Genomic DNA, 13,586 nt, shown 5'->3' with positions numbered 1-13,586 from the left:
GTACAATTCCCAATTCCCAATGCCCAATGCTCCATGCCCAATTCCCAATGCCCAATTCCCAATTCCCAATTCCCGATAAAATGCTATGTTGCAAAAATCTTTATCAGAAAATCCCAACTCAATACTTTCTGTTTTAGAACCCGTGATTTCCATCAGTAATCTTAATCATTATTTTGGTGAAGGTGCGCTTCGCAAACAAGTATTATTTGATATTAATTTAGAGATTAATGCTGGTGAAATTGTTATTATGACTGGCCCCTCTGGATCGGGGAAAACCACCTTATTGACCTTAATGGGTGGATTGCGTTCTGCTCAAGAAGGTAGTCTCAAAATCTTAGGAGAGGAAATTTATGATGCCAAAAAGCAGCAGTTAACGAAGCTACGCCGCCAAATTGGTTATATTTTCCAGGCTCATAACCTGATGACTTTTTTGACAGCTAGAGAAAATGTCCGAATGTCTTTAGAGTTGCATGACGATTTTCTCAATCAGGATATTGATGCTAAAGCGATCGCTATTTTGGAAACTGTCGGTTTAGCAGATCGTGTCAATTACTACCCAGAGAAACTATCTGGAGGGCAAAAGCAACGGGTAGCGATCGCTCGTGCTTTAGTTAGCCATCCTAAGATTGTCTTAGCAGATGAACCCACTGCTGCACTTGACAAAAAATCTGGGCGCGATGTTGTAGAAATAATGCAAAAACTAGCTAAAGAACAAGGGTGTACGATTTTGTTAGTTACCCACGACAACCGCATCCTCGATATTGCCGATCGCATCATTTATATGGAAGATGGTCAACTGAAGACCAATGATGCAGATTCTACTGCAACCTTCCAAGTCAAAGTTAATTAGGTTTTTGTAAATTAGAGAAAAATTACTGTAACAAACCTTACCAAATTGTGGTTAAAAATCCGTTAACTTAATGAAACCGATAAATGTAATTCAGGCTACATAAAAATGCGCCTAGAGCAGTTGCAAGCCTTTCTAGCGATCGCACAAACCGGCAGCTTTCAACAAGCAGCGCGAAAATGTGGTATTACCCAATCAACGATTAGCCGCCAAATTCAGGCATTAGAAGCAGATTTGGGTATAGAACTATTTCATAGAACAACTCACGCAAAATTAACGATAGCAGGTGAATGTTTACTACCCCGTGTCCGCAAAATTTGCCAAGAATGGGAGACAGCTACACAAGAATTAACTGATTTAATCGCCGGAAAGCAACCAGAACTTTGTATTGCCGTGATTCACTCATTATGTGGATCTTACTTACCACCAGTGTTGCAAAAATTTTGTCATGCTTATCCAGATGTACAATTGCGGGTGACTTCATTAGGAAGCGATCGCGCCCTAAAAGTCCTCAAAGATGGATTGGTAGATTTAGCAATTGTCATGAATAATCGGTTTTTAACCACTGCTAGAGAAATGGTGGTAGAAGTACTTTATGATGAACCAATAGAAATTTTAACAGCAGCAAATCATCCTTTAGCTCAATATGAATTTGTCCCTTGGTCGGAGCTAATTCGTTATCCCCAAGTGGTTTTTAAAGATGGTTATGGGATGCAGCGCTTAATACAAGATAGATTTGAGCGAATGGAAGCTACACTCCAGGCGGCTTTAGAGGTAAATACCCTAGATGCCTTCCGGGGAGTGGTGCGCCAAGGAGAACTGATCGCGTTGCTGCCTCAATCAGCATTACTGGAAGCACGTCTTGACCCTACTCTGGCGATTCGTTCCTTAGCCAGCAATAATATTAGTGGTTTAGCCGATGGTTCCAGTTTGACTCGGCGGGTAGTTATGGTAACAACTCAAGACCGGCTGCAAATTCCCCCCATCAAGCACTTTTGGCAACTCGTGCGCGAAAACATTCCATTACAAATTGATCGGGAGCGATCGGTTTCTTAAGTGTCCTTTGTCATCTGTTATTGGTCATTTTCGGTTATTCACAAAGGACAATGGACAAATGACAAAGGACAAATGACAAATGAGCAATATATTTAGGGAATTACTGAAAAAAGTAGGTAGCGGAAATCATACAGGCGAAAATTTAACTCGTGCCGAAGCAGCCACCGCCACTAAAATGATGCTGCTGGGTGAAGCGACACCAGCCCAAATTGGAGCGTTTTTGATTGCTCATCGAATCAAGCGTCCTACGGGGGAAGAGTTAGCGGGAATGTTGGATACTTATGATGAACTGGGGCCAAAACTGCAACCATTCGACTCTGGCCGAACAGCGATCGCTCTTGGCATCCCTTATGATGGCAGAACCCGTACAGCACCAATTAGCCCGGTAACAGCTTTACTACTCGCCGCAGTTGGACAACCAGTGATAATGCACGGTGGCGATCGCCTTCCAACAAAGTACGGTTTACCCCTGATCGAGATTTGGCAAGGTTTAGGAGTCGATTGGACTACTCTACCACTAGCCAAAACCCAGCAAGTGTTTGAGCAAACAGGAATTGGCTTTATTTATCTGCCTCAGCATTTTCCCCTAACTACAAGTATTTGGGAGTACCGCGACCAACTTGGCAAACGTCCGCCCTTGGCGACAATGGAGCTAATTTGGTGTCCTTATACTGGCGATGCTCACGTAATTTCTGGGTTTGTTCATCCGCCGACAGAGGGGATGTTTCAGACAGCTTTAGGGCTGCGGGGAGTAACAAAATTTACATTAATTAAAGGATTGGAAGGTAGTTGCGATTTACCGCGCGATCGCACTGCCATTATCAGCTTATCTCCATCCGTAGCATCCCAAGAGGTAGAGCGATTGCACCTTGTACCGCGTGACTACGGCTTTACTACCAAGAACGTACCCCTTGGAACTACTGAAGAATTGGTGGTAGATATTCAGGGTGTTTTGGCAGGTAAACCAGGCGAACTAATGCAAACAGCCTTGTGGAATGGTGGATTTTATCTATGGCGGAGTGGTATTTGTTCAGATATGCCAGAGGGTTTAGCGAAGGCAGAAGAATTATTAAGCAATGGTACAGTAGCAGCTAAACTCCAAGAACTTAGCCAGATAGTAAATTCTCTCTCAGCAGCATTTATGCCAGTGTAATTAATTACGAAATATTACGAATTATTTCGCCTTCTCCAAAATAGATTTTTGTTGCAACCAATCTTTCCCTACTTGAATACTGACATCTGAGCCAAGGTTGCCAGTACTTTCCACACGCACTTCGCCAAATCCCAAGGTTTCACGAATTGATTCGGCACTGTCACCATCTCCTTGCTGGGCGACAATGTGAGTTACATCTAGAGGTTCACCCCATGCCTTAGCTATATAAATATTGCGATATCCAGATTTTTCTAACGCTCTAATTAATGGTTGGAGATTAGAGCGATCGCCACCTGTACTGTCTTGAATTGCTACACGCAAAGAACGTGGATCAGTTGTCTGCTGTTGCTGCTCTGATTCCACCCCAAAGTGTTGAGCCATCAATTTGGTAATACCATCTTTATTGGGCAACCAATAGCTAGCATCAAACTCATTCTTTTCGCTAAAACGACCTGGCAGCATTAACATTTGCATATTAGAGCGATTAGTCCGCACCCCAAAACCCATTAGTGCCACCAACTCTTCAACCGTCAAATTGGTATCGATGTGGTCTTTAACTACGTCTAGAACTTTAGGTAATTGAGCAACAGTAGCTGGATTGAGTGTTTGATCCATGAAAGCACGCATGACCATTTGCTGGCGTTGAATCCGACCAATATCACCAAGTTCATCATGGCGAAACCGCAGCAATTGCAGTGTCTGTTCGCCATTGAGATGCTGCTTACCCGCCTTCAAATTGATGTACAAATGCTGAGAATCATCTTGGTACTTCATATCTTTGGGGACGTAGACTGTTACGCCTCCTAAAGCATCAATCAGCTTGGCAACTCCCAAAACGTTAATTCGCACATAGCGATCAATTCCCGCCCCACCTAAAAGATTACTGACAGTTCTGGCAGTTAAAGCTGGCCCGCCTTCAACATTGGCAGCATTAATTTTTTTTACTCCATGCCCTTCTATTTCTGTGCGGGTATCTCTGGGAATGGAGAGCATAATTATTTTTTTCGTCTCTGGATCAAATTTGACCAAGAGCATAACATCAGAAAGACCATCAAAGGAGTTTAGCTGGGGCTGGTATCTAAGGTTTTTGGTTTCAGGGGGAGGGTTTTGGATATCTGGGGGAAGTACGCTCATCCCCATAACTAAGAGATTGACTGGGCGAGTTAATTGTGAAAATCGCATTACACCTCCAGAAATGCGATCGCCATCAAAGGCTGCCTCCTCCTGGGGACTTAGCTGGGCTTGTTGCAAAGGCGTACTGGTTAAAGACACCGCCAAAAGTGCCCCTGCTGTTGCTGACACCATTGCAATCCCACTCATCCCTACCCAAAACCACACCCAACGTCCAGATTTGGAGTTTTGAGAAATTTTTTTATTGGACTTTGAGGCTTTTCCCGATTGGTTTTCTTCCGCCGAACTTCTTTGAATGGTCACAGACTTCCTCACACTTACTCAATAATCAAATTCGGTAAATTTGTAGATTAAAAACATCCAAACAAATCAACCCATAATAACTAACTCTTAATTATCAGTGCTAACTTTTTTATGTAGTGTCAACCACAACACTTATAGCAGCATTTTTCCTTCTTTTGGGCCAACCTAGAGATGTTTTACTGAAGTATGGCAATAATAAACTAGATTTGACTAGATATATAGATAAATCAACCATAATTTTTTAGAAAATAGGTAAAACTACTGAAGAATTATCATCGTAAAAAATTAAGATAAGTACTTACCAAACACTCGTTCAGCTAAAGTACTAAAGCCTGGTAAACGGCCAGATTTGCCCTTCGTCAAGCGCAAAATCAACCAGACACTGACTACAAAGTAACCCGATGTAAGAAAACTATTCAGGATAAATAGACGTAGCGAAAAAAAATCTGAAGTTGTGGCTCCAGTACTTAATAATAAATATCCCAACAGCCAAGTAAGTGCCAAAGTGATAGACAGACGACTAACAGTAAGTTGTTCCCGGCTACCCTGTCCACGATAGAGAGTCCATAAAGATGGAAAAAAGCCAACGATCGGAATCAAGTATAAAAGCAACTGGGCATTGGGCATTGGGCATTGGGCATTGGGAGAAGATAAAGGAGAGACTTCTTCAATTATTCTTCCTTGTCTTCCTTGTGCCCACTCCCCACTCCCCACTCCCCACTCCCCATTCTCTTTTGGTTCAAAATTATCCATTGGGGTTAGCCTAACTCCTATAACTAGAAGGATGAATAAGACTCATATAGTTAGCGATAATAAGCTGTAAAGAAAGATTTAACTTAGTTCTATCCCGCAATTAGCTCAAAATGCAGACACGCAAGCTACTCGACTGGTGGCAAACATTCACACCAATAGCGCGAATCGTGGCGATCGCGTTATTTGTTCCACTGCTAGTTCTAAATGGTTGGGCACTTTCGGTATTTTTCAATTACTTCCATTCTCTCATAGTCATTTTAGTGGGAGCCTCAGTCTTAGCATTTCTGCTCAACTACCCCGTGAGTTGGATGGAACATCAAGGTGCTAGGCGGGAGCAAGTCGCTATCTTAGTATTTCTCTTGGCTTTATCGATTTTATTGGCGTTGGGTGTGACACTGGTTCCCTTAGCCCTTAGCCAAGCTCAACAACTGGTGGCTCGGTTGCCAGAGTTGATCGACTCTGGACGCTCTCAGTTAATGATATTAAACGAAAAAGCTGAGACTTTTGGCTTACCCATTAACCTCGATGCTTTGGTAGTACAAATCAACGATCGCGTCAAGGGACAACTGCAAGCGATCGCTGGACAAGTTTTAAATTTAGCGGTGGTTACAGTCACAAGTCTTCTAGATATCCTCTTGACGATGGTTTTGACTTTCTACCTTTTACAGCATGGCGGCGAACTCTGGGAAAGTTTAGTGGAATGGCTACCCTCTAAATTCCGCGATCCTTTCTCTAAAACAGTCCGCCTCAGCTTTCAAAATTTCTTCATCACCCAGCTAATTTTATCTACCTGTATGGCCTCAGCCCTCATTCCTATCTTTTTGTGGCTAAAAGTGCCATTTGGACTGCTATTCGGCTTAACTATTGGTCTGATGGCTCTCGTCCCCTTTGGTGGTTCTGTGGGCATCGCCCTGACTACGCTATTGGTAGCACTGCAAGATTTCTCAATGGGTGTAAGAGTGTTGATAGCAGCATTAATCGTACAGCAAATTCTCGAAAACTTAATTGCCCCCCGAATTTTAGGTAGTTTTACGGGTTTAAATCCAGTGTGGATTTTAATTTCAGTTCTAACAGGGGCAAGAATTGGCGGACTATTGGGTGTAATTGTGGCAGTACCCACAGCTGTTGTGATTAAAACCGCTTTAACTGCCTTGCGTCTTGGAGGCGAGACAAACGATAGTGGCACGGGAGAAATAACTGCACCCGTTGCAGCCAACGAATCTCCGAAAGCAAAAGTCAACAACACTCTAAGTATTTCTGAAGCAACACAACCTTAAGGAGGCAGGAGGTTTCCTACCTCCTCATTGCGGTTCAATTATGGAACCCATAAACAAAATGTTTCCCGTTTGATTATCCCTAATAGCACAGAAGAAGGGACGATCAACAATCATTCGGAATGGTTCTGGTTCGTCTCTCAAAGATGTTGTGACTATTCCCACTGAAGTAGCCGCAGCCGCTTCAGTCCCTTCTTCGTTTACTTCGACAAAAGTTTTATGCTTAACTTGGCTAATGGCAAAATTTTTACCCATGCCAGAAAAATTAGCTTTGTTGCTGAAAGCCTCTTCCATGCCTAAAGTTTTCAAGGCATCATTGAGTGTAACTTCGTAATCTGTTTTGAAGCGGGGTAGCCGAATAAACCCTTTTTGTTTGTTGAACTGAGTCATCCATTTTTCCCAGTTTTCAAAACTCAGATTTTGATATAAGGCTTTTAGGTTAGAGTTCTGTTTGGGAAGGAATATATAAAAACTGGTTTTCCCATCTTTACCGTAAGGTAAACTAACTGCCTGAAATTGTTCATTTTGATAATATCTATAGTCACCTTCTTGTGACATCATCGGGTGTTGTTTTCGTCTACTAGGTGTGATGTAAAAAGGGTATTGAGCAGTTTTGTTTTTGTCAAATTCGTTACTCCAATTACCTTTAAAATATATAGCATTAATTAGAAACAACACTTGATTGGGTTCAATTGTTTCAACTATTTTATTAATTTTACCCTTAGTATTTTCTTTTACCCAGTTATTTATAATACTAGATGCGGCGGCATCTTTAAAGTTTAAATTGCTAACCTTAGCTTGATAGAAATCATGAGTTCTCTTGAGAAAATCTGGGGCAAAGCTAACATCTTGATTTGCCCACAGCGAGTTAGCAATACTCAGTTGGACTTTGGCATCCTGATTTTCTAAAAGCTGCTTTAATGCCGCCGCGTAAGCAGAGTTGATTTCTGGTAGATTCATTCCCTGTAATTCCAGGGTTTTTGCCATTGCTTGTTGAGTTGAGCCGCTAGCGCCGTTGTAGGTCATGGCGAGAGCGATCGCTACACTCGAAGGTGAGATAAAAATATTATTCTCACCTTTATCATCTTTCAGAACTTCTGAAAATAGTTTGAAGCCAAACTTATTGCTAGACTCAACTATTCTTGTATCAGGGTTGACTGTTTTTTTTTGCAATGGAGTTTCTGGTTGAGGTAAACTAGATTGGGCAAGAGCGCTTTTGTTACTCTCAACTTGAGAACACCCTAATACACTGAATAGAACAACACTTGCAGCTGCCAAAGCGTAACGTCTGCCTAGACTCACACCATAACGTCTTTGCAGAAAATTCTCTTTTGCATCACTAAATTTTTGTCGATTCATTCTGCTACCTCAATTGCCAAAGATTCCCGATCTGTCCTCATGATTGACGCAGACACTGTGTCAATGATTAACTATTGCATTTGCTGCAATAGAAAATGAGACTGTTACAGTTTTTGTAACAGCAAGTTAATGGCTCAGAAGAATTAAACACAGCTTATTAAAGCTGCTAGTTTTTAATTGAGGCGACTATGCAGACAAATTATGAAAAATCTCAATTTTTAGGAAATTTATCTATTTATCAATAACAGTATTGTAGACTACCTAATCACAAAATAACCACTTGTAAGTAAGTGGGTCAAATTAAATATCAAACCTCACCCTGCCTCCGGCTTCCCTCTCCTTACTCCGGCTTCCCTCTCCTTACTAAGGAGAGGGATTGAGGGTGAGGTTTGATATTATATTTAATTACGCCTACCTACTTATTAGGTTTTTATAGATATAGGATTACTATTTGATTTTTGAACAAAGTTAGGTATTGTAGAGTGTGTTAGAACGGAGTTCGTAACGCACTATTCTCAAGGGTTTGATGCGTTACGCTGTCGCTAACACATCCTACGTATATTTTCAGAAATTAAACCGGATTCCTATATAGGACTTACGTAAAACTAAACGCGGTAGGGGTAATTCATGAATTACCCTAAGAAGAAAATCTTTCTTTTCGGCTATTGTTTTCGTAAGTCATGAGATGAAATAACGCCGTGTGCAACTTTCTCTCAAACCTAACCCCCAACCCCTTCCCTACTAGCGTTGGGGAGGAAGAATCAAAGCCTCTCTCCCTGTGGGGGAGAGGTTTGGAGAGGGGTCTAAGAATAAGTTGCACATCGCGTAAAATAACGTTTTTTAGTTGTATGAAGTACAGAAATTTCGTAGGGGCGCACGGCTATGCGCCCCGATACAATAGTGTTGTTCGAATAGATGAAAACGCTGTAAGTTGGCACAGATAAAAGTTGTGTGTCGCTATTTTAATTGATAGGTACACTCCACCAAGCTAAACTATAGGGTTGAGTCGCTTCATTTATCTTTTGACGAAACTGAACGCGGATTTTGTAATTGCCATTAGCAGGAATGGGGCAGAAAATATGTTCTACACTATCAACTGGGCTGATTGAGGAGCAAACAGCACCAGCATCGGAATTTTGAGCATCAGCTTTTACTAAGTATAGGTCGAGATTATTTAAGCCGCGATCGCGAAAACTTTCGCCAACATCATATTGCTGGTTTTTATTTTTATCGTTGAGTTCCACCAATCGATCCCAACTCAGGGTGACAGCAACAAAACTTCCCTGCTTTAAAGGTTTAGCTAACACATAGTCAACAGATGCTCCAACATTAACTTGGCGATAATCCCAACCAATAGCCGGAACCGCAGACGATGGCTGCCATTGACCAGCACTAAATTGCTGATAACCGCGAAATGCGTTCAAATGACCCGCTCCCATTTGGGAATCCAAAGGAATCTTGGGATCTTTATAAGCATCAGAATCTAGCCAGCTTTGATTTTGTTTATCAATTAGCGTCCGGCTCATTCCCAAGCGCAAGCCATCACCGCTATCTTGGATTTTGTCTGCTGAATTCAACAATACAGCTTTCATTACTTGATGATGCCGAGAATCGATGCTCCAGTTGGGTTGTTTTGTGCGTATTTGTCGGTCAGCAAATTCTTGTAATAGAGCGACAGTAGCCGTAACTTGAGGCGCAGCAAAACTAGTACCTGTAACCTTGTTCAATTTGCCATCTGGATTTAGCAAAGGAATATTATTCCCAGGAGCAACCAAACTGATGGCGCTACGACCACCAACATCAAACTCCCTTCCAGCTAGCCTTCCACTCACTCCTTTGTTAGCACCCGCCAGATTAGCCACATCTACTTTATTAAAAACTCCCCCTCGGCGGGATGAAAAAGCCACGTTCACTCCGTTAAAATTATCTGTAGGAATAGGAATACCACCTTTACCTTGATTGCCTGCGATCGCATACAAAACATCATGAACCCGGCTAGACCAGTCAACACATAAAGTTAGTAAAGCATTACCGTCTAAAACAGCCTCTGGTCTAGGATCGCGGCTTAAAGGTTCACCAAAACTAAAATTAATCGCACGAACATCGCCACCATTTTGTAGCGCTATATGCTGTGCCGATAAACACTCCTCTGGCTGACCCATGCTTTTAGTGGAACCCACCGCAGACGAATACAGTCTCGCTCCCGGAGCTATTCCCGGCAAAGCTTTGTCTTTACTTACCATCACACCAGCAACATTGTAAGCGTGGGGGTCAACACCAGTATTAGACTTAGCTGGCCCATTGCGTAAAAATACTCCCGCTAAAGATATAGCGCGATTTTTAGAAACCGCCTTATCCCACCCAAACATTCCCGGCCGACCAATTTCCACTTGACCAATAGCAATCTTACGACCGATTAAATTATAAGGAGCTTGGTGTAGCTTCAGAGCATCAATACCATTAGTTCCCAAAGCAGATTCTAAAGCTGAGGCAATTACTGGCGCACTCAGACAAGAAGCACTTAATCCCAAAATTATCCAAGTTAGTTTTTTAGTCATTTGTTATTTGTCATTTGTTATTTGTTATTTGTCATTTCTCATTGGTCATTGGTCATTGGTCATTGGTCATTGGTCATTGGTCATTGATCATTCTTTCTCCCTCATCTCCCCCACTCCCCAAAAAAGCCGGGATCAAAATTATGAGTCTTGCTCAATGTTTTGTTACAATGATTACAGACGAGGACGCTTAAAAACCCACTAGCCATGACCCAAAACCTATCTCAAAAGCCCATTGTAATTTCTCCATCTATCCTATCAGCCGATTTTAGCCGTCTGGGTGACGAAATTCGCGCTATAGACGCGGCCGGAGCAGATTGGATTCATGTTGATGTAATGGACGGTCGTTTTGTACCTAATATTACGATAGGCCCTCTGATTGTGGAGGCGATTCGTCCGGTTACAACCAAGCCCCTGGATGTCCACTTGATGATTGTGGAGCCAGAAAAGTATGTAGAAGGATTTGCTAAGGCGGGTGCTGATATTATCTCCGTACACTGCGAACATAATGCTTCCCCACATCTGCACCGTACCTTGGGACAAATTAAAGAACTTGGTAAGAAGGCTGGAGTTGTACTTAATCCTGGTAGTCCTCTAGAGCTAATTGAATATGTTCTAGATTTGTGCGATTTAGTACTAATTATGAGCGTCAACCCTGGTTTTGGTGGTCAAAGCTTTATCCCAGGTGTGTTACCCAAAATTCGCAAGCTACGTCAAATGTGTGACGAACGCGGTCTTGACCCTTGGATTGAAGTGGATGGAGGATTGAAGGCAAATAATACCTGGCAAGTTTTGGAAGCGGGAGCTAATGCAGTTGTCGCTGGTTCAGCTGTATTTAACGCTAAAGATTATGCTGAGGCTATTACATCAATTCGCAACAGCAAGCGTCCTACCCCAGAATTAGCTAAGGTTTAATTCATTTTTGGATTAACCATTCTCCACAAAAAATAGGGTGAGCAATTTGCTCACCCTATTTTTATTTACACATAAAAAACTGGAAGTTCAAAACTTGAAGAACTTCCAGTATTTACTAAGAAGTAGGTCAAATTAAATATAAAACCTCACCCTGCCTCCGGCTTCCCTCTCCAAAGTATCGGAGAGGGATTGAGGGTGAGGTTTGACCTTATATTTAATTACGCCTACCTACTTATATAGATTGAAAATTTAGAAAGCAGAGATAATCCAGGTTGGGAGGACTAGGATTACAATAGTCGAAAGAGAAGCGTATTACCTATTAGTTCTACCAGCCACGACAACGATTTAACCATAACTTTTCTGTTTCTGTTCCTGTTATTGGTGTTAAGCGTTTGCTTTAGTTAATAAAGCAACACCAACCACAGGATAGAAAGTTTTATCAGCCTTACTCACATCGTCTGCAGTCGATGAAAGGTGTGTAAAATCTGGATTGGGGGAATCCACCTCCCCAAATTCTCTTTGCTCAGACTTCCTCAGAAAAAGAACCACCAGTAGTAATGGTTGCATTGTTGGTCTTGGTATACGAGTTATTTACTCTATGAGATACTGACTACTTTTGTAATCAGTTTAATTTATTTCATAGTCAGAACTAATCATTGATTTTATTTTTTAATTAACTTACTTGCCAGTAATCACCTCTATTTAAGTTAAAGTTTTAGTTGTTATTAGTTTACCAGTCTCGTCAGTATATATTTGCCATTTTGGCATATTTTTTTAAAGGATATCAAATTAATTAGTGCTACAGAAAACCTCCCATGCTATAAATTTTAAATTAGCATGGGAGGCTTTCAGATACTCAAGCAACTTTATGGCAGAATCTAGTGATTCCAAATTGTTTTTAATTGACTCCACAGTATTTCAAGGATATATCTTGAGTTAATGGCGATTTCCTTGATTAATATTCGTTAATTGGCTATCCCAATCTCTGGTCTAAACTACCACCACGAATATCTGTTTTTTGCTTTCCAACAACTTCAAGATAAGCAGGTCTGGAATCATTGGCATGTTTCAGCATTTTTAGATTCTCGCTTTGCTGTTGTTTTGTTCTGTTGGTTTGAGAATTTTCTTTGAGCAATCTGTTATAAGTACGATACGGAATGTAATGGAGAGGATTATAACCAGCAAAACGTAGCATTAAAACACATGCCCAGGAGTACTTTCCAGCAATAATTGCTTCAACTACTTTGTCAAATTGTTGAGCCTTAACTGTTGTATCTAAGTTACTACTAATACCAGCAATGTCTTGATTCATCATAGTGTTTAGTTATCTTGGATGAAGTAAACTAGTTCGGTTTATGCGATTATTGGCGTTTCGATTCAGGTTTACAAACTGCACTAACCTTTTTTGCAGTTGTTGAATCGCTTTCGGGAAATTATCAGCAATTTAGTGGTGTAGGATGTTGACGATGGCCAAAAATCTATCAATCACAGATGCGTATATAACTTTCCCAAACTCTGATTTATTCTTACAGCTTTGAGTGGTAAAGATACAGGCTTAAACCTCTCTGCTGTTTAAGCTTTACCTTGGCGATGTTGAGCAGAGTTTTGGTAATTTTGGCTGATAACTCCCCTAGTAAACTAGTTTTGACAAGAGCTAGCTTGTAGTAGGGATATAAATTATATAGATTCATTGCTGAACTGTCCCCTTGGCTTGAGGTTTCGACTGCATTTGACCTGATGATTTTTTTCATGAACTCACCTTTGATTAAAAACAATCAAGTGTTTAATCAAGTTTGTTGGCTGCTCAGTCCTGTTAGTAGGTGAAAGGTAAAAATTTATCTTTTGTCTTCTCATTTGAATGGTAGGACAAAAGTCTCGGCGTAGCTCTTGATAGATGCAGTTATGTTCTCTGAAACTTTATCGACTCCTAATTCAATAAATTTTCTCTGTTAGAACGTCTGTATTTCTTACTACTGCTTAATTAAGCAATTTCCGGCAAGTTTTCATATTTTTTGAGCAGTTAAAAAAATTTATTTATCTTTGAGCTTTAACAACGCCATTCGTATATATACTATTTTTTGTCGTTAATGTCATCTACTAAGTTAGTAGATTTGTAAGTTAAATTTACTGAATCGATTTCGATATGTACTTCCGTATTGTGCAACTTTAAATTTTGTCCTCTCTTGCTAATTTATGAGGGGTCTGACCCCCCACACAACCTCACTTTAAACACTTTATTA

At 41.0% G+C, this 13,586-nt stretch carries 11 protein-coding genes and 1 pseudogene; 5 read left to right on the top strand and 7 right to left on the bottom strand.

What is annotated here, in order from left to right; genetic code table 11:
• Positions 1–85 precede the first annotated feature (85 nt).
• From V7K98_RS17250 to V7K98_RS17240, 3 genes are all read left to right on the top strand, one after another.
• Positions 86–850, top strand: a complete 765-nt coding sequence (locus tag V7K98_RS17250; RefSeq protein ID WP_335023894.1) for a DevA family ABC transporter ATP-binding protein — start codon at positions 86–88, stop codon at positions 848–850.
• A gap of 105 nt (positions 851–955) precedes the next feature.
• Positions 956–1,903, top strand: coding sequence for a LysR family transcriptional regulator (locus tag V7K98_RS17245; RefSeq protein WP_335023892.1), 948 nt, complete (start codon positions 956–958; stop codon positions 1,901–1,903).
• Between the two features lie 79 nt (positions 1,904–1,982).
• Entirely contained in the window at positions 1,983–3,056 is a 1,074-nt protein-coding gene (locus tag V7K98_RS17240; protein WP_335023890.1) for an anthranilate phosphoribosyltransferase family protein, read from the top strand.
• A 21-nt stretch (positions 3,057–3,077) separates the two neighbouring features.
• Here V7K98_RS17240 and V7K98_RS17235 read toward each other — a convergent pair whose 3' ends face one another.
• Positions 3,078–4,490 (bottom strand): LCP family protein, encoded by a 1,413-nt coding sequence (locus tag V7K98_RS17235; RefSeq protein ID WP_335023888.1) that lies wholly within the window; start codon positions 4,488–4,490, stop codon positions 3,078–3,080.
• Positions 4,491–4,775: 285 nt separating this feature from the next.
• The gene (locus tag V7K98_RS17230; protein ID WP_335024133.1) at positions 4,776–5,117 is read right to left on the bottom strand and encodes a hypothetical protein; all 342 of its coding nucleotides are present in this window, start codon (positions 5,115–5,117) and stop codon (positions 4,776–4,778) included.
• A 236-nt stretch (positions 5,118–5,353) separates the two neighbouring features.
• Here V7K98_RS17230 and V7K98_RS17225 point away from each other — a divergent pair, with 236 nt between their 5' ends.
• Positions 5,354–6,520: an AI-2E family transporter gene (locus tag V7K98_RS17225; RefSeq protein ID WP_335023886.1), complete on the top strand. Its 1,167-nt coding sequence runs from the start codon at positions 5,354–5,356 to the stop codon at positions 6,518–6,520.
• Between the two features lie 24 nt (positions 6,521–6,544).
• On the opposite strand, the gene V7K98_RS17220 is transcribed toward V7K98_RS17225, so the two are convergent.
• On the bottom strand, positions 6,545–7,876 hold the full coding sequence (locus tag V7K98_RS17220; RefSeq protein WP_335023884.1) for a serpin family protein: 1,332 nt from the start codon (positions 7,874–7,876) through the stop codon (positions 6,545–6,547).
• Positions 7,877–8,838: 962 nt separating this feature from the next.
• The gene (locus V7K98_RS17215) at positions 8,839–10,434 is read right to left on the bottom strand and encodes a S8 family serine peptidase (protein ID WP_335023882.1); all 1,596 of its coding nucleotides are present in this window, start codon (positions 10,432–10,434) and stop codon (positions 8,839–8,841) included.
• Positions 10,435–10,638: 204 nt separating this feature from the next.
• Between V7K98_RS17215 and rpe the strand changes: the two genes are divergently transcribed.
• Positions 10,639–11,346: a ribulose-phosphate 3-epimerase gene (gene rpe / locus V7K98_RS17210; RefSeq protein ID WP_335023880.1), complete on the top strand. Its 708-nt coding sequence runs from the start codon at positions 10,639–10,641 to the stop codon at positions 11,344–11,346.
• Between the two features lie 384 nt (positions 11,347–11,730).
• On the opposite strand, the gene V7K98_RS17205 is transcribed toward rpe, so the two are convergent.
• The 3 genes and pseudogenes from V7K98_RS17205 to V7K98_RS17195 form a co-directional block, all read right to left on the bottom strand.
• Positions 11,731–11,913: a hypothetical protein gene (locus tag V7K98_RS17205; protein WP_335023878.1), complete on the bottom strand. Its 183-nt coding sequence runs from the start codon at positions 11,911–11,913 to the stop codon at positions 11,731–11,733.
• A gap of 391 nt (positions 11,914–12,304) precedes the next feature.
• A pseudogene (locus V7K98_RS17200) lies at positions 12,305–12,658 on the bottom strand (HetP family heterocyst commitment protein); the annotation flags it as partial.
• Between the two features lie 214 nt (positions 12,659–12,872).
• Complete coding sequence (locus tag V7K98_RS17195; RefSeq protein ID WP_335023876.1) at positions 12,873–13,097, bottom strand: hypothetical protein; 225 nt, start codon at positions 13,095–13,097, stop codon at positions 12,873–12,875.
• Between the last annotated feature and the right edge of the window lie 489 nt (positions 13,098–13,586).

Source organism: Nostoc sp., from assembly GCF_036917435.1.
GTDB lineage: Bacteria > Cyanobacteriota > Cyanobacteriia > Cyanobacteriales > Nostocaceae > Nostoc.
This window is presented reverse-complemented; position numbering and strand designations above follow the sequence as displayed.

Bases quoted from the DNA above. Each gene is read 5' to 3' on its own strand.
- V7K98_RS17225 (WP_335023886.1), top strand. From the start codon at position 5,354: ATGCAGACACGCAAGCTACTCGACTGGTGGCAAACATTCACACCAATA.
- V7K98_RS17230 (WP_335024133.1), bottom strand. From the start codon at position 5,117: ATGCCCAATGCCCAGTTGCTTTTATACTTGATTCCGATCGTTGGCTTT.
- V7K98_RS17240 (WP_335023890.1), top strand. From the start codon at position 1,983: ATGAGCAATATATTTAGGGAATTACTGAAAAAAGTAGGTAGCGGAAAT.
- V7K98_RS17245 (WP_335023892.1), top strand. From the start codon at position 956: ATGCGCCTAGAGCAGTTGCAAGCCTTTCTAGCGATCGCACAAACCGGC.
- rpe (WP_335023880.1), top strand. From the start codon at position 10,639: ATGACCCAAAACCTATCTCAAAAGCCCATTGTAATTTCTCCATCTATC.
- V7K98_RS17220 (WP_335023884.1), bottom strand. From the start codon at position 7,876: ATGAATCGACAAAAATTTAGTGATGCAAAAGAGAATTTTCTGCAAAGA.
- V7K98_RS17205 (WP_335023878.1), bottom strand. From the start codon at position 11,913: ATGCAACCATTACTACTGGTGGTTCTTTTTCTGAGGAAGTCTGAGCAA.
- V7K98_RS17195 (WP_335023876.1), bottom strand. From the start codon at position 13,097: ATGAAAAAAATCATCAGGTCAAATGCAGTCGAAACCTCAAGCCAAGGG.
- V7K98_RS17250 (WP_335023894.1), top strand. From the start codon at position 86: ATGTTGCAAAAATCTTTATCAGAAAATCCCAACTCAATACTTTCTGTT.
- V7K98_RS17215 (WP_335023882.1), bottom strand. From the start codon at position 10,434: ATGACTAAAAAACTAACTTGGATAATTTTGGGATTAAGTGCTTCTTGT.